The organism is Methylobacterium sp. Leaf88, assembly GCF_001422795.1.
Taxonomy (GTDB): Bacteria; Pseudomonadota; Alphaproteobacteria; order Rhizobiales; family Beijerinckiaceae; genus Methylobacterium.
This window is the reverse complement of the sequence record NZ_LMMK01000053.1, coordinates 71596-90344: the sequence shown is the minus strand read 5'-3', so window position 1 is coordinate 90344 and position 18749 is coordinate 71596. Positions and strand designations below refer to the sequence as shown.

18 protein-coding genes are annotated in these 18749 nt (G+C 71.8%); 7 read left to right on the top strand and 11 right to left on the bottom strand.

Annotated elements, in window-relative coordinates; translation table 11 throughout:
• Positions 1 to 2295, bottom strand: a 2295-nt coding sequence (locus tag ASF20_RS21290) for a DNA translocase FtsK (RefSeq protein ID WP_280136511.1), incomplete at its 3' end; no start/stop codon positions are given.
• Positions 2296 to 2589: 294 nt separating this feature from the next.
• Between ASF20_RS21290 and ASF20_RS21285 the strand changes: the two genes are divergently transcribed.
• The 3 genes from ASF20_RS21285 (at position 2590) to ASF20_RS21275 (ending at position 5508) form a co-directional block, all read left to right on the top strand.
• Entirely contained in the window at positions 2590 to 4671 is a 2082-nt protein-coding gene (locus ASF20_RS21285; RefSeq protein WP_056277763.1) for an NAD(+) synthase, read from the top strand.
• Positions 4672 to 4737: 66 nt separating this feature from the next.
• Entirely contained in the window at positions 4738 to 4965 is a 228-nt protein-coding gene (locus tag ASF20_RS21280; RefSeq protein ID WP_056214039.1) for a hypothetical protein, read from the top strand.
• Positions 4966 to 5100: 135 nt separating this feature from the next.
• Entirely contained in the window at positions 5101 to 5508 is a 408-nt protein-coding gene (locus ASF20_RS21275) for a PilZ domain-containing protein (RefSeq protein WP_056277878.1), read from the top strand.
• A 1-nt stretch (position 5509) separates the two neighbouring features.
• Here ASF20_RS21275 and ASF20_RS21270 read toward each other — a convergent pair whose 3' ends face one another.
• Positions 5510 to 5947 (bottom strand): HIT family protein, encoded by a 438-nt coding sequence (locus tag ASF20_RS21270; protein WP_056214046.1) that lies wholly within the window; start codon positions 5945 to 5947, stop codon positions 5510 to 5512.
• Between the two features lie 380 nt (positions 5948 to 6327).
• Here ASF20_RS21270 and ASF20_RS21265 point away from each other — a divergent pair, with 380 nt between their 5' ends.
• Positions 6328 to 7074: a glutaredoxin gene (locus ASF20_RS21265; protein ID WP_056277760.1), complete on the top strand. Its 747-nt coding sequence runs from the start codon at positions 6328 to 6330 to the stop codon at positions 7072 to 7074.
• A gap of 250 nt (positions 7075 to 7324) precedes the next feature.
• Positions 7325 to 8308 (top strand): cation diffusion facilitator family transporter, encoded by a 984-nt coding sequence (locus ASF20_RS21260; protein ID WP_056277757.1) that lies wholly within the window; start codon positions 7325 to 7327, stop codon positions 8306 to 8308.
• Positions 8309 to 8382: 74 nt separating this feature from the next.
• On the opposite strand, the gene ASF20_RS21255 is transcribed toward ASF20_RS21260, so the two are convergent.
• The 3 genes from ASF20_RS21255 to ASF20_RS21245 all read right to left on the bottom strand — a co-directional run bounded on the left by ASF20_RS21255 (position 8383) and on the right by ASF20_RS21245 (position 10980).
• Positions 8383 to 9264 carry a hypothetical protein gene (locus ASF20_RS21255; protein ID WP_082501493.1) on the bottom strand — a complete coding sequence of 294 codons (882 nt, stop codon included), beginning with the start codon at positions 9262 to 9264 and terminating at the stop codon, positions 8383 to 8385.
• 126 nt (positions 9265 to 9390) lie between these two features.
• Complete coding sequence (locus tag ASF20_RS21250; protein WP_056277756.1) at positions 9391 to 10434, bottom strand: hypothetical protein; 1044 nt, start codon at positions 10432 to 10434, stop codon at positions 9391 to 9393.
• 318 nt (positions 10435 to 10752) lie between these two features.
• A complete protein-coding gene (locus ASF20_RS21245) occupies positions 10753 to 10980 on the bottom strand; it encodes a hypothetical protein (protein ID WP_056214060.1) in 228 nt (75 codons plus the stop codon).
• 348 nt (positions 10981 to 11328) lie between these two features.
• Between ASF20_RS21245 and ASF20_RS25155 the strand changes: the two genes are divergently transcribed.
• Complete coding sequence (locus tag ASF20_RS25155; protein ID WP_244476518.1) at positions 11329 to 11829, top strand: hypothetical protein; 501 nt, start codon at positions 11329 to 11331, stop codon at positions 11827 to 11829.
• Positions 11830 to 11866: 37 nt separating this feature from the next.
• On the opposite strand, the gene ASF20_RS21235 is transcribed toward ASF20_RS25155, so the two are convergent.
• From ASF20_RS21235 to ASF20_RS21210, 6 genes are all read right to left on the bottom strand, one after another.
• On the bottom strand, positions 11867 to 12559 hold the full coding sequence (locus ASF20_RS21235; RefSeq protein ID WP_056277752.1) for a sigma-70 family RNA polymerase sigma factor: 693 nt from the start codon (positions 12557 to 12559) through the stop codon (positions 11867 to 11869).
• A gap of 380 nt (positions 12560 to 12939) precedes the next feature.
• Positions 12940 to 13440 (bottom strand): glutathione peroxidase, encoded by a 501-nt coding sequence (locus ASF20_RS21230; protein ID WP_056214253.1) that lies wholly within the window; start codon positions 13438 to 13440, stop codon positions 12940 to 12942.
• Between the two features lie 86 nt (positions 13441 to 13526).
• The gene (locus ASF20_RS21225) at positions 13527 to 14687 is read right to left on the bottom strand and encodes a M20 aminoacylase family protein (RefSeq protein ID WP_056277748.1); all 1161 of its coding nucleotides are present in this window, start codon (positions 14685 to 14687) and stop codon (positions 13527 to 13529) included.
• A 61-nt stretch (positions 14688 to 14748) separates the two neighbouring features.
• A complete protein-coding gene (locus tag ASF20_RS21220; protein WP_156389586.1) occupies positions 14749 to 16053 on the bottom strand; it encodes a GNAT family N-acetyltransferase in 1305 nt (434 codons plus the stop codon).
• Between the two features lie 81 nt (positions 16054 to 16134).
• Entirely contained in the window at positions 16135 to 16899 is a 765-nt protein-coding gene (locus tag ASF20_RS21215) for a glycerophosphodiester phosphodiesterase family protein (protein ID WP_056277745.1), read from the bottom strand.
• A complete protein-coding gene (locus tag ASF20_RS21210; protein ID WP_056214073.1) occupies positions 16896 to 17369 on the bottom strand; it encodes a RidA family protein in 474 nt (157 codons plus the stop codon). The genes ASF20_RS21215 and ASF20_RS21210 overlap by 4 nt, the downstream gene beginning before the upstream one ends.
• Before the next feature lie 284 nt (positions 17370 to 17653).
• Between ASF20_RS21210 and ASF20_RS21205 the strand changes: the two genes are divergently transcribed.
• On the top strand, positions 17654 to 18749 hold a 1096-nt coding region (locus ASF20_RS21205), incomplete at its 3' end, for an aspartate aminotransferase family protein (protein WP_056277741.1).

The following is an 18749-nucleotide window of genomic DNA, read 5'->3' as shown; positions in this document are numbered from 1 at the left end:
GGGCATCTTGGCCAGATCCGCGATGATCGGCTCGCCGCCGATGTTCTTGCCCAGGCACAGGGCGAGCTTGTGCTTGCTCATGCCGAAATCGGCCGAGGCGAGGAGTTCGCGCAGGTACACGGTCTCGCGGGTGTCGTTGGGCAGCTCGATGCCGATGACGTTGCGGCCGGGGACCACGGCGACGCGGGCGGAGACCGCCGACATCGAGCGGGCGATGTCGTCCGAGAGCGAGATCACGCGGCTCGACTTGGTGCCGGGCGCCGGCTCCAGCTCGTAGAGGGTGACGACGGGTCCGGGACGCACGGCCAGGATGTCGCCGCGCACGCCGAAATCCTGCACCGTCTGCTGGAGGTTGAGGGCGTTCTGCTCCAGCACGTCGGCATCGACCTCCTCCGTCTCGTTCAGGGGCGGCTCGGCCAGGAGGTCGAGGGCGGGGTGCTCGTAGTCGGCGTTCTCCACGAAGGACATCGGCACGTGCCGGCCGGCCGGGATGAGGAGCGGGCGCTCGGGCAGGATCGCGCGCGGCATGTGGACGGCCGGGACCTCCGGCGCCGCGACGGCCTCCGCCGCGGGGGCGGACGCCTCGGCCTCGACCGGGACGGACCCCTCGACCGCGTCGGTCGACGCGACCGCGTCGGTCGACGCGACGGGCGTCGGAGCCTCGATCTCGGGCTCGGGGGCGGACAGGCCCTTGGGATTGCGCAGCAGCACCGGGCGCGCCGGGATCGGGGTCGGCACGAAGGCGGGCTCGGCCGCCCGGGGCGCCGCCGCGACAAGGGCAGGGACGACGGGGGCAGGGACGACGGGGGCAGGGACGACAGGCGCCGGCTCGAAGGGCGCGACCGGCACGAACGGCATCGCCCCCGGCAGGGCAGGGGAGGGGGCCGGAAGCGGAGCCGCGACCATCGGGGCGGCCACCAGGGCCGCGGCGCCGACGGGGGCGGCCGGACGGCCGGCGCGGATCGCCGCGCGGGCCGCCATGGCGTGGAGCGGGGTGGGACGGACCGGCGCCGCCCCCGGAACCGCGTTGTCCTGGCCCTCGACCGGGCGCGGCGGGCCGAAGGGTTCGAACCGCACGAGGTGTTCCAGGCGGTAGCCCGCCCGGGCCGGCGCCGTCTCGGCGGTCGCGTCGGCCGGGGCGGAGGCCGCGGGCTCGACCCGTGCCGCAGCGCCGTCGAAGGCCCCGCGCTCGGAGGCGGGGCTTTCGGCGGTGGCGATCTCGGAGGGGACGATCTCGGAGGCGGCGATCTCGAACGCCGGCAGCGGGCCGGGCTCGGCCTGGATCGCCGACCAGGCGTCGAGGGCGGCGCCGTCGCGGCCGTCGAACCAGGCCTGGACCTCGGACCAGTCCGGCACGTCCGACCAGTCGCGATCGTCGGGGATCACGGCCGTCTCGACGGGCGCGGTGTCTGCGAGGGCGGTCTCGGCGAGAGACGTTTCGGCGAGAGAGGTTTCGACAGGGACGGCCTCGACCGGCGTGGGCTCCGGCGCGAGCGCGGCGGGAGCCTCCGGGTCGGTACGGACCTGGCGCCGGTCGGGGCTGCGGAAGAAGCGCACGCCGGGGGGGGCGACGAAGGGCTGGCGCCACAGGGGCTCGGGCACCTGGGCGGCCAGGGCCTCGGCCTCCGCCTGCGCCGCGCGGGCGGCCTGCTCCCGCGCCTCGGCCTCGAGCCGGAGCGCGTCCTGCTCGGCCTGGAGGCGCAGGGCCTCCGCCTCGGCCTCCGCATGGGCCTGGGCGCGGGCGGCGCGCTCGGCGTCCAGCGCCCGCTGGCGGCGCTCGTGCAGGACGGGATCGGGGGTGCGGGTGTAGCGCACGGCCGGTCCGGCCGGGGCCGCCGCGGCAGGGGCCGGGGCCTCGCCGGCCTCGGGCATGATCGCGGCCGGGCGGCGCGGGGTCCGGATCAGGACGCGGGGCGCGGGCGTGTCGGCCTCCATCTGGCCGTCGTCGAACCCGACCGCGGGGGCGGCGCGGCGCGGGATCATGTCGAGGGTGGCGCGGTCGTCGAAGACCTGGGCCGGCCAGGCCTGGATCGCGGGGGCGGGCCGGAAGGCGAGGCCGACCTCGTTGCGGCCGACCAGGGCCTGTGGGCTCGTCATCCAGCTCGGGGTCGGGCGGGTGGCCGCCACCGTGTAGTCCGGCCGCTGCGGCGGGCCGGCGAGGCGGCGGGAGAGGGTCGCCCGCAGGTTCATCAACCGGTGCGCCAGGGCGCCGATCGACAGGCCGAGGCGGTCGCCGCCGCGAACGGGGCGCGAAGGATCACGATGGGAGTAGGGGAGCCGTCCCGATGCGCGCATGATTGGCCGGATGTACTCAAAACGGGTCCGCCGCCGGGAGCGGCGCGGTTCAGCGCTGAGTTAGGGGCATCGTCGTTAACAGACGCTTGATTTGACCGCGCGACCGAGGCCCGATCGCCTGAACCGGGACCACCGAACCGCGCCCGTCGAACCCGGAGCCCCCTCGCCCGGCCCCTCGCCAGGCCCCTTGCTGAGCCCCTTGCTGGGCCCCTTGGCACGCCGCCGAACCCTTGCGCTGGAGGCGGATGGCGGCAGGGGTTAAGGTGCGGCGCGATCAGTCCGGAGCCCCGCCCCTTGCCCAGTCCCTCGGCGACCACGTCCGCCCCGGCCGATCCCGGCTTCCGCTCCCTCTACCGGCACGGCTTCGCCCGGGTCGCCGCCTGCACCACCCGCAGCCACCCGGCCGACCCGGCCCGCAATGCTGAAGGCATCCTCGCCCTCGCCCGCTCGTGCGACGAGGCCGGGGTCGCCGTGGCGGTGTTCCCGGAGCTCTGCGTCTCGGCCTACGCCATCGAGGACCTGTTCCTGCAGGTCACGGTGCTCGAGGCGGTGGAGGCGGCGGTGGCGCGCCTCGTGGCGGATTCGGCCGCGCTCCAGCCCGTCCTCGTCGTCGGCGCGCCCCTGCGCTGGGGCCACCGGCTCTACAACTGCGCCCTGGCCATCCACCGCGGCCGGCTCCTCGGGGTGATTCCGAAGAGCTTCCTGCCGACCTACCGGGAGTTCTACGAGAAGCGCCACTTCGCCTCCGGCGCCGGGATTGCGGGCGAGAGCATCCGGGTCGCCGGCCTGGAGGCGCCCTTCGGCACCGACCTGCTGTTCGCCGCCGCGGACGTGCCCAACCTGGTGCTCGGCGTCGAGGTCTGCGAGGACCTCTGGGTGCCCGCCTCCCCCGGCATCGACGCGGCCTTGGCCGGCGCCACCGTGCTCGCCAACCTGTCGGGCAGCCCGATCACGGTGGGCCGGGCGGACTCCCGCGCGCTGCTGACGCGGGCCGCCTCGATGCGCTGCCTCTGCGCCTACGTCTACGCCGCCGCCGGCACCGGCGAATCCACCACCGACCTCTCCTGGGACGGGCAGACCAGCATCGACGAGAACGGGGAGCGCCTCGCCGAAGGGCCGCGCTTCGCGTCCGAGCCCGTGATGACCCTGGCCGACATCGATCTCGGCCGCCTCGCCCAGGAGCGGCTCCAGATGGGCAGCTTCGACGATTCGGGCCGTGCCGCGCCCCGCGGGCCGACCTATCGCCGGGTGGCCTTCCGGCTCGATCCGCCGGCCGGCGACCTCGGCCTGCGGCGCACGGTCGAGCGCTTCCCCTTCGTGCCCGCCGATCCGGCCCGCCTCGCCCAGGATTGCTACGAGGCCTACAACATCCAGGTGGCGGGCCTCGCCCAGCGCCTGGAGGCGACGGGGACGAAGAAGGTCGTCATCGGCGTCTCGGGCGGCCTCGATTCGACCCACGCCCTCATCGTCGCGGCCAAGGCTATGGATCGGCTCGGCCTCCCGCGAACAAACATCCTGGCCTACACCCTGCCGGGCTTCGCCACCTCGGAGGGCACCAAGACCAACGCCCACGCCCTGATGCGGGCGCTCGGCACCACCGCCCGCGAGATCGACATCCGCGAGGCCGCCACCGTGATGCTCACCGGGATGGACCACCCGTTCGGACGCGGCGAGCCGGTCTACGACGTCACCTTCGAGAACGTGCAGGCGGGCCTGCGCACCGACTACCTGTTTCGCCTCGCCAACCAGAACGGCGCCCTCGTGATCGGCACCGGCGACCTGTCGGAACTGGCGCTCGGCTGGTGCACCTACGGCGTCGGCGACCAGATGAGCCATTACGGCGTCAATGCCGGGGTGCCCAAGACCCTGATCCAGCACCTGATCCGCTGGGTCATCGCCTCGGGCCAGGTCGGGCCGGAGGTCGGCGTCACCCTGCGGGCGATCCTCGCCACCGAGATCTCGCCCGAGCTGGTCCCGGTGGACGCGGGCGCGACGCCGCAGAGCACGCAAGGGGTGATCGGCCCCTACGCGCTGCAGGATTTCAACCTGTTCTACACCCTGCGCTACGGCTTCCCGCCCGCGAAGATCGCCTTCCTGGCGCTGCACGCCTGGGGCGACGCGGGCACCGGGTCCTGGCCGCCGGACTTCCCGGACTCCGAGCGCGGCGCCTACGACCTGGGAGAGATCCGGCGCTGGCTCGCGGTCTTCCTGCAGCGCTTCTTCGGCTTCAGCCAGTTCAAGCGCTCCGCCCTGCCCAACGGACCCAAGGTCTCGGCCGGGGGCTCCCTGTCGCCGCGCGGCGACTGGCGCGCGCCCTCCGATGGAAGCGCCCGGCCCTGGCTCGAAGACCTGGCCCGTAACGTTCCGGAGACCTGATCGACACAGTGCTGTCCGATTGCCCGCTTAGGGCGTAGCTTGGGTGGGCGAATCGGAGATTGACCGATGCAGAATTACAACGTTTTCTGCCTCAGGAGCATCGAGGGCCTGTGCTGCGCCGTGCCGGAGAGCCGCGCCGTGCCGCCCTTCCTCGGGAACGGCCGCTGGGCCTTCGGCGGCAAGCTCGCGGCGGTGGGCGACGCCCCGGCCGATTTCGACGACCGCGCGGCCGAGACCGCCGTGCGCTTCAACGGCTTCTACCTGTTCCAGACCATGGACAGCCGCTTCCATTGACCCGAAGGGAGAACGCGGCATCCGGTCCGCCGCCGCGCGCGCGCATCGCGGCGATCATTCCTTAAGGGGCGCCGTGCCAGGGTGCCCCGCATGGGACGCGGAGTCGGAGACCGCCCCAGGGTGGAGCAGCACGGCATGTCGGAGCATCGCAGGGAGTCGCGCCTGAGGACCTTCCTCAAGGGCCGGATCATCTTCAACAAGGGTGCCTCGACCATGGACTGCCTGGTCCGGGACCTGTCCGCCTCCGGCGCCCGGCTCGCCCTGACCGAGACCTCGACGCTGCCCGAGAGCTTCGATCTCTACATTCCGCAGAAGGACCGGACCTACCGCGCCACCCTGTGCTGGCGCCGGGCGGACGGCATCGGCATCACCTTCGTGGACGAGGCCGCGCCGGCGCCCGTGTCCGTGCCCGCCGCGGCTCCGCCCCCGGCGGACGAGGCCGCCGCGATGCTCGCCCTGGTGCGCCGGATCAGCGAACTCGAGGCCGAGAACGCCGCCCTGCGCCGGCTCCTCGCCAGCCCGCCGGTGAGCGGCGCCGCCTGACTCAGCCGGCCGCGAGGGCCGCCCGGATGCGGGCGGCGTGCTCCGCCAGGACCGCCCGGTCCGCCATGCCGCCCGTGTGGCGCTGAAGCGGCACGCCCTCGAAGCGCGGCACGATGTGGACGTGCAGGTGGAACACCGTCTGCCCGCCGGCCGGCTCGTTGTACTGGAACACCGTGAGCCCCTCGGCCGCGAAGGCCGCCTTCACCGCCCGGGCGACGCGCTGCACCGTCCGCGCCAGGGCCGCGAGGGCCTCCGGGTCGGCGTCGAGGAGGCCCCGCGCCGGGGCCTTGGGAATCACCAGGGTGTGGCCGTCCCCCTGGGGCATCACGTCCATGAACGCGAGGGTGTCGGCATCCTCGTAGACCCGCTCGGCGGGAATCTCCCCACGCAGGATCTTCGCGAAGACGTTGTCGGGATCATAGGCGGGCGTGACGGTCATGCGGCCGGCTCCGGTGAAGGTTCGACGGGGTCGGCGCGCAAGATGCACAGGCCGACCAAACCCGTCCACCTCATCCCGGCCTCCTTCGTCCCAGACCTGGGCGGTCGCGCCGTGGGACCGCGCCGTTTCGGCGCTGACGGCGCTTCGCCCCCCGATCTCGCCGCACGGACGTCGCGTCGGACGCCTGCCGAAGGGCCGCCCCTTTGCAACCCAGGATCTTTCTTACGCCTCCGCCGCAACGAATCGTTCGCACCCCCCTTGACCTTCCCACCATGGGAAGCCCCATCTACGCACCGGCCGCCGGTGCATCCCGCCGCGCGGCCGACCCGGCGGAGTTTCGAACCGCCTCCCGGGCCGGGTCACCCGTCGAGGAGCCCCAGATGTCGAGTCCCGCCCGGACGGCCACCCTGTTCCGCATGGTGATGCCGGAGCACACCTGCCCCTACGGCCTGAAGGCCAAGGACCTGCTCGAGCGCGAGGGCTTCGCGGTCGAGGATCGCTGGCTGACGACGCGGGAGGAGATCGACCGCTTCAAGGCCGAGCACGACGTGAAGACCACGCCGCAGACCTTCATCGCCGGCCACCGCGTCGGCGGTTACGACGACCTGCGCCGGCACCTCGGCCGGTCCGTTCCGGACCCCCAGGCCACGACCTACACGCCCGTGATCGCGGTCTTCGCCATGACCGCGCTGATGGCGTCGGCCGCCAGCCACGCGGCCTTCGGCTCCCCCTTCACCGTGCGGGCGGCGGAATGGTTCATCGCCCTCAGCATGTGCGTGCTGGCGATCCTGAAGCTGCAGGACATCGAGCGCTTCTCGTCGATGTTCCTGGGCTACGACCTCCTGGCCAAGCGCTGGGTGCGCTACGCCTACGCCTATCCGTTCTGCGAGGCGCTGGCCGGGCTCCTGATGCTGGCCGGGGCCCTGTCCTGGCTCTCGATCCCGGTGGCGCTGTTCATCGGCACGGTGGGGGCGGTCTCGGTGTTCAAGGCGGTCTACATCGACAAGCGCGAACTGAAATGCGCCTGCGTCGGCGGATCGAGCAACGTGCCGCTCGGCTTCGTCTCGCTGACCGAGAACCTGATGATGGTCGGGATGGCCCTCTGGATGCTGGTGATGGCGGCCTGATCCACCGGCCCCCCGATCCCTCGGTGGGGTGAGCCGTCGGCGGCTTGCCCCAGGAGGGGCCCGACGCGCGGAGCCGGGCCAGGGAACATTCCGCGCGGAACCGTCGGGGACGGAGAACCTTCCGAGGCTCCCGTGCGTTGGATGCGCTTCGCCCCAGCGGCAACGCTTGTCCGAACGCTGCGCCCTGCCGGCGGGTCGGGCTCGCGTCGCCGCAGGTCCGACCGATCCCCCCCGAGAGCATCGCCATCGCATGGCCCACGAGAGCACCAGCGCCATCTACACCGCGGCCGGGGCCAACCTCGCCATCGCGGCGGCCAAGTTCGTCGGCGCCTTCCTCACCGGCAGCTCGGCGATGCTGGCCGAGGGCGTCCACTCGGTGGTCGACACCACCAACCAGATCCTGCTCCTCATCGGCCTGAAGCGGTCGCAGCGTCCGGCCACGGCGAAGCACCCGTTCGGCTACGGCCGCGAGGTGTACTTCTACGCCTTCATCGTCGCGCTGTTCATCTTCCTCGGCGGCGGCGCCTTCGCGGTCTACGAGGGCATCCACAAGCTCCAGCACCCCGAGCCCTCGGTGGACGCCGTGGTCTGGGGCTACCCCATCTCGGGCTTCTGGGTGAACGTGGCGATCCTGGGCTTCTCGGTGATGGCCGAGGGCTATTCCTGCTTCGTGGCCCTGAAGGCGTTCTGGGCAGAGAAGGGCCAGCGGCCGCCGCTCGCCGCCATCCGCCGGAGCAAGGACCCGGCCTTGTTCACCGTGCTGGCCGAGGACGTCGGCGCCCTGATGGGCCTCGTGGTGGCGCTGGCCGGCGTGATCCTGGCCCGGGTCCTCGACATGCCCGCCCTCGACGGCTGGTCCTCCATCGGCATCGGCCTGATCCTGATCGGGATGGCGGCCTTCCTGATGATCGAGACCCACGGCCTCCTCATCGGCGAGGCCGCCGACCCGGAGCTCGTGGCGGCGATCCGCGCCGTGGTGCGCGACGAGCCGGGCGTCCACCACGTCAACACCGTGCTGACCCAGCATCTCGGCCCGTCCGACGTCCTCGTGAACGTCAGCCTCGACATGGACGACGCCCTCAGCGCCGGTGCGATCGAGGCCATGGTCTCCCGGGTCGAGGCCCGGCTCAAGGCGCGCAGCCCCGACGTGACGCGGGTGTTCATCGAGGTCCAGGCCCGGGCGACCCCGGCCCCGGACGCCCTCGGCGCCGCCCCGGCCTCGGCCAACGCCTGACGGGGGACGTCAGCGGCCTTCTCGGCCGCCCCCGGTGATGGACCGGCGCCTTCGGGCCCGGAGCCGTGGCGCGCCTACGGCTCGACCGCGTAGGTGTCCGCCGTCACCTGGCGCAGAAACCGCTCCGCGATCTGGCCGATCAGGATGTCCGGCTTCACGCGGGCGAAATAGGCCCAATCCACCGCCGGCGACCAGATGAAGTGCACCTCCCGGAAGGTCTCGGCCAACATGACGACCAGGCTCGCGGCCGGAAAGTCCGCATAGGAATCGCCGACCAGCATCAACGTCCGGGGATCCGCGCGCGCACTGGAATTGCGATAGACGTGATGGATTCCCCGGTGCGAGGCGGTCTGCCGCGACTCGTACAGCAACGCCTTCGCGTTCGCGTAAACCCGCGTGGCCTCCGATTGCAGGCTGTAGAAGGTCCGATCTTCCGAGATCGCGGGCTCGAACTTCGATCCGAGATCACCGGCGGACCGCTCCTGGCGGCGCTCCCTGAGGTGGAAGTCGTCGACCGCCCTCGCCCGACAGGCCCGGCAGATCTGCCGATAGGCGATCTGGCAGCCCGCCAGCGTCCAATGCGTATCCGTCCTCTGATACAGATCGCCGTCCGAGCGATGCGCGCGCAGGTGCGGAGACAGCTCGATATAGGATCGGCGCAGGATCGGATGGAACAGCAGCCCCCGGTGCAGGCGGTTGCAGAGAGACGATCGCGGATCGATCGACAGATCTCCGAGCTTATTGTCGTAGATGTAGATCTTTTCCGGCGCGATCATCGTGAAATACTCGCACCCTGCTTTTTTACAGGCACGATAGCGACGCGCGAAGACATCCCGCCAAGCTTGAAGCTGGATGTCGATGTGGGGATTTTTTCGGGTCTGGGCGAGGACCCTGTTGGTTCCGCCGACGAGAAAGAGCCATCCGTCGACACCGCGATGAACATCGTCCTCGGACATGGCTCGGGTCGGGCTTTCAGAACGTCGCGGGCACAGGATGGGTGGGAAACCGGACGGCCGGGAGGCCCGCGGACCGCCCTCGACCGGCACGCCGCGCCCGGCGTCGAACGGCGACCCCGGCGTCGATCATTGCCAGCTCTTTCCGACGGCATGCCGAACGGCATCGGAAATCACCGTGTCGAACGCGACCATGTCCCGCGCGGCGTCGACCGATCTCAACAGGGCCGCGAGCGAGAGGACGTCCTCCGAAGGCTTCGGATGCGACATCGCGATGGGAGCGACCCCCAGGCGGTCGAGGAGCGCGGTATAATATTCGCTCGTGTAGTCGCTGTGCCCCACGACCTTGATCCGCGAGATGATCTCCATGGCGACGATGGAGTTGCCGGGCGCGAACGGGTCGCTCGGCGAGCGGGTTCCGAATTGCCGGCAGAGCGGGTTGTAGAGGAAGCGGTAGCACGGCTCGGGCAGCATCCGCAGGAAGCGCTTGATGTTTCGGCTGTTCGACAGATCGTACTCCGCCGCGAAGCGGACGGATTCCAGCATCCCGCCCAGGCGCCAGTTCTGCGCGGGGTCGTCCGTGATCGCCTTCTTCGACTGAAGCCACCGCATGCGGGTGGCCATTTCCTCGAAGGGGTCCTGGATGAGGACGCCGCTCACGCAATGGTCGTCCTGGAAGAACACCTCGTAGCGGGGAAAGATCACGGCCCCCGTGATGAGCGACGACGTCAGCCAGGGGCCCTGCATGATGCTCTGCACGACCTCTTCCGAAAGCCGGTCGACGTTGAAGTAGCTATACTGGAAGAGATCGAACAGGTTCTGTTCGACGAAGGTATTCTTCTGAACGGTCGTGGTGATGCTGATCAGCTTGGCCGGCAGGAAAACCTTCTCCCGAATGGACCGGTAGATCAGGATGTTCGTATCGGCATCGAAGATCTCGATCCGGTTCGCGGAAGCGAGCTCCGGCAATTCCTTCTCGGTGATCATGTAGACGCATTGACCGGTCGAGTGCCAGCCATTCGCGCGGATATTGTCGTCGGTGATCCAGGCCGACAGTTCCGCGGTCCGGCGCCCGTCGACGGAGACGAAAACCCTGCTGATCGCACGCGGATTGTCGGGCGCCAGCCAGAAGTGAATCCCTCCACTCACATCCTTGTTGACGAAAAATCTCATCGTTGGGTCCTAAGGAACACCCGCTCGGATCGCCCGGCCGGCAGGCCTGACACATGCCTGTACCAAGGAAGACACCGCGACCTTCCGAACCCTTCGCAGCGGACCGTCGCGCCGAGCCGGATGCCTGGGCAGGCCCGTCCGATCGATCGAGGGGCCCGGGCCCCGGGTCCCGCGGCCAGCACGAACGATCAACCGGACCCGTCGCCGGACGGCCACCCCGACCCGCCTCGGCATCGGGGGCCGCGTTCTCGCATACCCGGAATTCTTTCGTCCAGCGCCATCGGGTCTCACGGACCATCCGGGCGGCGGGCGCCCCGCTCAGGCGAGCTCGAGTTCGAGGGCGACGTCGGTCAGGTAATAGGCGATGCGGCGGCGCGCCTCCGGGTCGGTGCAGGCGACGCTGAAGCCGACGGTGAGGGTCTGGCCCGCGTAGCGACGCAGGACGGATTCCGCCATCAGGGCCGCCTCCCGCTCGGCCATCGCGGTCAGGACGCGGCGCCCGTCGCGGGTCTCCAGGGTCACGCGGTAGGTCTGGGCGTTCATCATGGATCAGTCCCTGCGAACGGGAACGGTGACACCGACCGGGTCCGCGTAACGGCCCGAGCAACGGCGGAGACGGCAAGACCGATCCACGCAGATCGACCACCGCAGACCGATCCACGGCGATGCAGACGGTGATGCAAGGTTCGAACCTCCGGCCGCGCCCCCGGTTCGCGGACTCTCGACCATGTGAACTCGGGGCGCGGCGCTCCGCGCCGAGACGGACGGGCCGGGGCCGCCCGGGCGGGCGAAGGCGGCCGGAACCGTCGCCGAGACCCCGGCATTACGCTTTTCCGCGCCGCTCCCGGCCTGCGGGGCAGGGCCCGGGCCGTGCGGGCGAACGGAGGTGAGCGCATGACGATGTCCCGATGGACGGCGTCCGGATTCGTGGCTTCGGCCCTGGTGGTGGCCTGCCTTTCGGCACCCGCCCGCGCACAGGCCGACGCAGGCTCCGGGGCGTCGCCCCCCACCAAGCCGCCCGTCCCCACCAAGACGCTGCTGCACGGCAATTACTGCGGGCCGGGCAACAACGCCCCGCTCGCACCCATCGACGCCCTCGACGCGGCCTGCGCCCGGCACGATGCCTGCACGCCGGATGAGGGCCTGCCCGCGCGGGCGTGCAACCTGCGCCTCCAGGCGGAGGCCGAGGGCGTCGCCCAGGATTCCCGGCAGCCCGCGCCGTTGCGGGCGCTGGCCGGCGTGGTCGCCTCGGGGGCCGCGATGATGCCCTTCGACCCGGCCCGGCCCACCCTCGCCCCCGCCCGGGTCCAGCCCGAGGGGCGCGCGCCCCTCGTGCGGGAGCCCTACCGGTCGGGAGACGATGACGGCGAGGCCGACGAGGCGGCCCCCGAGTAAGGGGCGCCGCCCGCGCCGGTGCCCCCGCAATGCCGGTTCAGGACGCCGCCTCGCGCGCCTCCATCCCGAGGGACCCGACGAGGAAGGCCCGGGCCCGGCTGACGCGGCTCTTCATGGTCCCGACCTGGCAGCCGATCAGCGCGGCGGCGGCCTCGTAGGTCATCCCCTGCGCCGCCACGAGCACCAGCGCCTCCCGCTGGGCGGGCGGCAGCTTGCCGAGATGCTGCCAGACCCGGCGCAGATCGCTGCTCGCCTCCTGCGCGGCCGGCGCCACGACCTTCGCGGCGAAGGCACCGTCCGCATCCTCGACCTCGCGCTTGCGCTTGCGGCACTCAGTGTAGAACTGGTTGCGCAGGATGGTGCAGAGCCAGGCCTTCAGGTTGCTGCCGGGCTCGAAGCGGTGCCGGTTGGCCCAGGCCTTCAGCAGCGTCTCCTGCACGAGGTCGTCGGCCGCATTCGGCGCGACGGCGAGCGACAGCGCGAAGGCGCGCAGGCCGGGCAGGGCGTCGAGCAGCGCGGCGCGGAAGTCCGCGGCCGCGGGCGGGTGGACCTCCAGCCGGACGATCAGGTCGAGCAGGGCCGTCGGCGGCGCCTCGGCGAGAACCGCGGCGTAGAAGGCCTTCAGCTCGGATCCGAGATGCAGCCGCACCGCCTCCGGCATGGCCCGGCCCGGAGCCGCAGCGCCCGCCTCCCCGTTTGCCGATGCCGATCGCCCCGCGCCTGCAGCCATGTCGTGTCCCCACCTCTCCGAATCGCACCGCAGCCGGGACGATCCGGCAAGTCCGTCGGGAGCTTCTGGCATGACAAGGCTGAACGCCGGCTAACGAATTCTTTACCGGATCGTTGCGGGCGCGGGCCGGACGGGCCGGCATCGGGGCCCGGAGATCCGTCGGTCGGCCGGTCGGACCGGCGCGACCCCTGTCGGGTCAAGCGGTTCCGGCGCCTGTGGGATTTGGCCAGGACTTTCCTAACCCTGGCCGCCGATCGCGCCCATCCGGCTGGGGATCGTGGCGGCGGGGCCGGCGCGTTCCGGCCGGCGGGACGGCGCGGGGCCCGACGCGGCCGGTCCGATCGCCCCGTCGCGCGCCCTCCGCCGGGGCGGGTCGCCTCTCAGGAGGCGGGCGCGGGCTCCGCCAGGGCGGCCGCGATGGCGGCCTCCAGGGCCTCCGGCTTCGTGGAGGGCGCGTAGCGGGCGATCACCCGACCGTCGCGCCCGACGAGGAACTTGGTGAAGTTCCACTTGATGGCGCGGCTGCCGAGGAGGCCGGGCTTCGCCTGCGTCAGATGCGCGAAGACCGGGTCGGCCGCGGGGCCGTTCACCGCGACCTTGGCGAGGACCGGGAAGCTGACGTCGTAGGTCAGGCTGCAGAAGCGGGCGATCTCGGCCGCATCCCCCGGCTCCTGGGCGCCGAACTGGTTGCAGGGAAAGCCCAGCACCACGAGGCCGTCCGCCCGGTGCTTCTGCGCCAGGGCCTCCAGCCCGGCATATTGCGGCGTGAACCCGCATTTCGAGGCGGTGTTGACGATCAGGATCACCTGCCCCCGGTGCTGGGCCAGGGGGTAGGGCGACCCGTCGGCCGCCCTCGGACTCAGGTCGTGCAATTCGTTCATGGACATCGACCGTGCGGCGTGCGGGAGGCGGGCGCCTTTCCTAAGGCCCCGCCACCCCGATCCGCAATGCCCCATGACCGCCCGTGTCAGGCGGCGGTGCGCCGCTCGACGAGGCGGGCGAGGAAGGCCGAGCCGAGGGGAATGATGCTGTCGTCGAAGTCGAAGCTCGCATTGTGCAGGCCGGGACCGGGATTCGAGCCGATCCACGCATAGGCGCCGGGCACCCGCGCGACCATGTCGGCGAAGTCCTCGCTGCCCATGCGCGGCTTCGACTGGTCGTCGACGCCCTCGGGGCCGAACAGCTCGCGGGCGATGTCGGCGGCGGCGGCCGCGTGCTCCGGGCTGTTCATCAGCACCGAGAACACGTCGCGGATGTCGACGTCGATCGTCGCCCCGTAGGCGGTCGCGAGGCCCGCGGCGATGGCCCGGATGCGGGTGGTGACGAGGGTGCGCAGGTCCGCGTCGAAGGTCCGCACCGTACCGGTGATGTGGGCGCCCTCCGGGATGACGTTGTAGGCGGCGCCCGCGTGGAACTGCGTCACCGACAGGACCGCGCTCTTGAGCGGGTCGGCGTTGCGCGAGACGATCGACTGCAGGGCCTGGACCAGGGTGGCGCCCACCACGATGGGGTCGATGCCCTGCTGCGGCTGGGCCGCGTGGGCGCCGCGCCCGGTGATGCGGATGTCGAAGAAGTCCGCCGCCGCCATGGCCGGGCCGGGGCGCAGCTTGATCTTGCCGTGCGGGCCGTTGGGCTGGTTGTGGATCGCGTAGATCTCGTCGCAGGGGAATTTCTCGAACAGGCCGTCGGCGATCATCGCGCGGGCGCCGCCCTGGCCTTCCTCGGCCGGCTGGAACACGAACAGGGCGGTGCCGTCGAAATCCCGGGTCTCGGCGAGGTAGCGCGCGGCGCCCAGCAGCATCGTGGTGTGGCCGTCATGGCCGCAGGCGTGCATCTTGCCCGGCACCGTCGAGCGGTAGGGCAGGTTGGTCTCCTCCTCGATCGGCAGGGCGTCCATGTCGGCGCGCAGGCCGACCCGCCGGCCGGAGCCGGTGCGGCCCTCCAGCACGCCCACCACTCCGGTGCCGCCGATGCCGCGATGGACGGTCACGCCGTAGCGCGCCAGCTCGGCGGCGACGATGCCGGAGGTGCGGACCTCCTCGAAGCCGAGCTCGGGATGGGCGTGGAAGTCGCGGCGTAGGGCCACGAGGTCATCGGCGAAGGTCTTGATGCGGTCGATGGGGCTCACGGATCGTCCTTGGGCTCTCGCGCCTCTGGGGGGCGGGCTGTGCTGGGTCGGAGGGGCGTCCTCAACCGGAAGGATTCGCCTCCGGCTCGGCCCCAGGCAAGTCGGATGCCGGTTCTTCGGACGCTTCCGGCAAGGCTTCGCGCCGGAAGGGCGTCAGCGTGTCCAGGACTTCGGCGGCTTCCAGCACGTGTTCGCGCTCGCGCCTCAGGTAATCGGCCACCGCCCGGCGCAGGGCCGGGTCGGCGATGTCGTGGGCCGAGTGCATGAGGACCGGGCGGTAGCCGCGGGCGAGCTTGTGCTCACCCTGCGCGCCCGCCTCGACGCGCTTCAAGCCCTGGGCGATGGCGAAGTCGATGGCCTGATAGTAGCAGACCTCGAAATGCAGGAACGGGTGGTCCTCGACGCAGCCCCAGTTGCGGCCGTAGAGGGCCACATCCCCGATGAGGTTGATGGCGCCGGCGACGTAGCGCCCCGCGCGCTTGGCCATCACCAGCAGCACCCGCTCGGGCATGCGCTCGCCGAGGAGCCCGAAGAACCTGCGGTTCAGGTAGGGCCGGCCCCACTTGCGCGCGCCGGTATCGGCGTAGAATTCGTAGAACGCGTCCCAGTGGGCTGGGGTCAGGTCGGCGCCGGTGACGTGCTCGATGGTGAGGCCGGGCGCCAGGGCGTCGCGGCGCTCGCGCCGGATCGCCTTGCGCTTGCGCGACGCCAGCGCCCCGAGGAAATCCGCGAAGGTCCCGTACCCGGCATTCTCCCAGTGGAACTGCTGGTCGACGCGCTGGAGGAAGCCCAGCGCCCCGGCCTGGTCCCACTCGCGCGCCTGCATGAAGGTGACGTGGATCGAGGAGGCCTTGGTCTCGGCCCGCAGGGCGCGCAGGCCCGCCACGATCGCGGAGGCCGCCTCGTTCACGTCCTGCCCCGGCGCGATGAGGAAGCGCGGGCCGGTGACGGGGGTGAAGGGCACGCTGACCTGGAGCTTCGGGTAGTAGCTGCCGCCCGCCCGCTCGTAGGCGTCGGCCCAGCCGTGGTCGAAGACGTACTCGCCCTGGCTGTGGGATTTCAGGTAGCAGGGCGCCACCCCGACGAGGCGGCCCTCGCGCTCCACCGCCACGTGGAGGGGGAGCCAGCCGGTCTTGCGCGAGACGCAGCCCGAATCCTCCAGCGACGACAGGAAGGCGTGCGAGAGGAAGGGATTGTGGGTCTCGTCGCCGCCCGAGAGGGTCTCGGCCGAGGTGGCGCAGGCATCCCACTCGGCCGCCGCGATCCCAGCCAGGCCCGGCACCGCGCGCACCTGCAGTTCCGTCACGGTCTCGGCCGGGGCGCCGGGGCCTTCGCCGGAACGCTGTGTTTCGCCGGGAATGTCCATCGCGGGTCAATCTAGTCCCCGGAGCCCGGCGGGCCAAGGGCGGCGCGGGGCCGCGCGCCGTCGCAGGGGGCGAGCGGCGCCCTACGGGCAGAACCCCTCGAACACCATCTGGTCGGCGTGGATCGCGGCGTGCCGGCGCTGGTCCGGATTGCGCACGGTCCAGGTCATCACCGGGCGTTGCCCCAGGAGCCGGCACAGGACGGTGGGCGCGCAGGGCAGGTCGTCCACCCGCCAGGACAGGAAGTCCGGCCGGGTCTCGTCGAAATGCAGCAGGCCCGGGAGGGCGCGCCGCAGGCTCGGGGGCAGGGTGGCGTAGGCCGGGTCGTCCTGGCGCGTCTCGGCGACGATGCCGCGCGGGAGCCCGGGCGCGAGCGTCCGCAGGGCGGTGACGATCTGCGGATCGAAGGATTTCAGCGCCACGGGGCCGTCATAGGCGGTCGCGAGGGCGGCCACGCGCTCGGCGAGCCGCAGGTCGCCGGTGTAGCGCGACTTCACCTCGATCACGAGGGGCGTGCGCCCGCCGATCCGGGCCAGGAAGACCGGCAGGGTCGGGATGCGCTCGGCGCTGCCCGCCACCGTCAGGGCGCCGAGATCCGCGGCGGAGCGCGCGCCCACCGCCTCCCCGGCCGCGGTCAGGCGGCCCAGGGTCTCGTCGTGGAACACCATCGCCTCGCCGTCGGCGCTGAGCTGGACGTCGCACTCGATGGCGTAGCCGCCCCGGATCGCCGCCTCGGCGGCCGCGAGGGTGTTCTCGGGCACGCCGCCCGCCCGGTCGTGCAGGCCGCGATGGGCGATGGGCCGGGCGGTGAGCCAGTCGGGGGCGTTGGGGGCCGTCGGCGGGCTCATTTGACCTCGAACATCGCCTCGACCTCGACGGCCGCGTCGAGGGGCAGCTCGGCGACGCCGACGGTGGAGCGGGCGTGGCGGCCGCGGTCGCCCAGGATCTCCACCATGAGGTCTGAGGCACCGTTCATGATGCCGGCGAGTCCCGCGAAGGTCGGCACCGCGTTGATGAAGCCGCCGAGGCGGATGCACTGCACGACGCCGCGGTCGAGGTCGCCCACCGCCGCCTGGAGCTGGGCCAGCACGTTGAGGGCGCAGAGCCGGGCGGCGGCGATGCCGTCCTCGGCCGAGACCTCGGCCCCGAGCTTGCCCGTGTGGGCGCCGGCGATTCGGCCGTCGGCCCCGAAGCAGATCTGCCCGGAGATCACCACGAGGTTGCCGCTGCGCACGAAGGGCACGTAGTTCGCGACGGGGGCCGCGGCCTTGGGCAGGGTCAGGCCGAGGGCCTCCAGGCGTTCCGTGACGGTGCTCATGCTGCGTCGTTCCTCTGCTGGGCGGCCGCGGGTCGTCCGGCCGGCGTGACGCGGCTCTGAGCACTTCCGGGCGCAGGGTGCAAGGCATGACCCGAGGCGGGCCGCACAGCGCGCGTGCAACAGCCTAATGGGTAGGCATGTCAGGGCTGTGAACCCGGTCTGTCGTTGACAGAATTGGCCATTTCTCTAGTAATCGCGCGCGTGCCGCCCCATCCGAGGCGGCACTTTCATTTGGTGCGGTCGCGTGTCTCGCGTGCCCGCGAGACACACGGGAAGACGGGATCGTGACATCCGCCCTTCTGCCGACCTATGCCCGGGCTCCCATCGCCTTCGAACGCGGCGAGGGCGCATGGCTTGAGGCGCGCAGCGGCGAGCGATACCTCGATTTCGGCGCCGGCATCGCGGTGAACGCCCTGGGTCACGCCCATTCGCACCTCGTCCAGGCCCTGACCGCGCAGGCGCAGAAGCTCTGGCACACCTCGAACCTGTTCGAGATCCCCGAGGGCGAGCGGCTGGGCCGGCGCCTCGTGGACGCCACCTTCGCGGACGTGGCCTTCTTCGCCAATTCGGGGGCGGAAGCCAACGAGGCCGCCATCAAGATGGCGCGCAAGTACCACGCCGCCGACGGCCACCCGGAGCGCTTCCGGATCCTCACCGTCGAGGGCGCCTTCCACGGCCGGACCCTGGCCACCATCGCGGCCGGCGGCCAGCAGAAGTACATCGAGGGCTTCGGCCCGAAGGTCGACGGCTTCGACCAGGTGCCCTTCGGCGACCACGAGGCCCTGCGGGCCGCCATCGGCCCGGAGACGGCCGCGATCCTGATCGAGCCGATCCAGGGGGAGGGCGGCGTGCGCCCGGTGCCGCCGCAATGCCTGCGCGGCCTGCGCGAACTCTGCGACGCGCACGGCATCCTGCTCATCATGGACGAGGTCCAGACCGGGGTCGGGCGCACGGGCAAGCTGTTCGCGCACGAGTGGGCGGGGGCGGCCCCCGACATCATGAGCGCGGCCAAGGGCATCGGCGGCGGCTTCCCCCTCGGCGTCTGCCTCGCCACGGCGAACGCCGCGCGCGGCATGACGGCGGGCAGCCACGGCACCACCTTCGGCGGCAACCCGCTGGCCATGGCGGTGGGCAACGCCGTCCTCGACGTGGTGCTGGCGGACGGCTTCCTCGACCATGTCCAGCGCATGGGCCTGATCCTGAAGCAGCGCCTCGCCGCCCTGCAGGACCGGCACCCGGCCGTCATCGCGGACATCCGCGGCGAGGGCCTGATGCTCGGCCTCAAGCTCCACGTGCCGAACACCGAATTCGCCGCCGCCGCCCGCGACGCGCACCTGCTGGTGATCCCGGCGGGCGACAACGTGGTGCGCCTGCTGCCGC

Bases quoted from the DNA above. Each gene is read 5' to 3' on its own strand.
- ASF20_RS21280 (WP_056214039.1), top strand. From the start codon at position 4,738: ATGCAGAATTACAACGTTTTCTGCCTCAGGAGCATCGAGGGCCTGTGC.
- ASF20_RS21275 (WP_056277878.1), top strand. From the start codon at position 5,101: ATGTCGGAGCATCGCAGGGAGTCGCGCCTGAGGACCTTCCTCAAGGGC.
- ASF20_RS21270 (WP_056214046.1), bottom strand. From the start codon at position 5,947: ATGACCGTCACGCCCGCCTATGATCCCGACAACGTCTTCGCGAAGATC.
- ASF20_RS21265 (WP_056277760.1), top strand. From the start codon at position 6,328: ATGTCGAGTCCCGCCCGGACGGCCACCCTGTTCCGCATGGTGATGCCG.
- ASF20_RS21260 (WP_056277757.1), top strand. From the start codon at position 7,325: ATGGCCCACGAGAGCACCAGCGCCATCTACACCGCGGCCGGGGCCAAC.
- ASF20_RS21255 (WP_082501493.1), bottom strand. From the start codon at position 9,264: ATGTCCGAGGACGATGTTCATCGCGGTGTCGACGGATGGCTCTTTCTC.
- ASF20_RS21250 (WP_056277756.1), bottom strand. From the start codon at position 10,434: ATGAGATTTTTCGTCAACAAGGATGTGAGTGGAGGGATTCACTTCTGG.
- ASF20_RS21245 (WP_056214060.1), bottom strand. From the start codon at position 10,980: ATGATGAACGCCCAGACCTACCGCGTGACCCTGGAGACCCGCGACGGG.
- ASF20_RS25155 (WP_244476518.1), top strand. From the start codon at position 11,329: ATGACGATGTCCCGATGGACGGCGTCCGGATTCGTGGCTTCGGCCCTG.
- ASF20_RS21235 (WP_056277752.1), bottom strand. From the start codon at position 12,559: ATGGCTGCAGGCGCGGGGCGATCGGCATCGGCAAACGGGGAGGCGGGC.
- ASF20_RS21230 (WP_056214253.1), bottom strand. From the start codon at position 13,440: ATGAACGAATTGCACGACCTGAGTCCGAGGGCGGCCGACGGGTCGCCC.
- ASF20_RS21220 (WP_156389586.1), bottom strand. From the start codon at position 16,053: ATGGACATTCCCGGCGAAACACAGCGTTCCGGCGAAGGCCCCGGCGCC.
- ASF20_RS21215 (WP_056277745.1), bottom strand. From the start codon at position 16,899: ATGAGCCCGCCGACGGCCCCCAACGCCCCCGACTGGCTCACCGCCCGG.
- ASF20_RS21210 (WP_056214073.1), bottom strand. From the start codon at position 17,369: ATGAGCACCGTCACGGAACGCCTGGAGGCCCTCGGCCTGACCCTGCCC.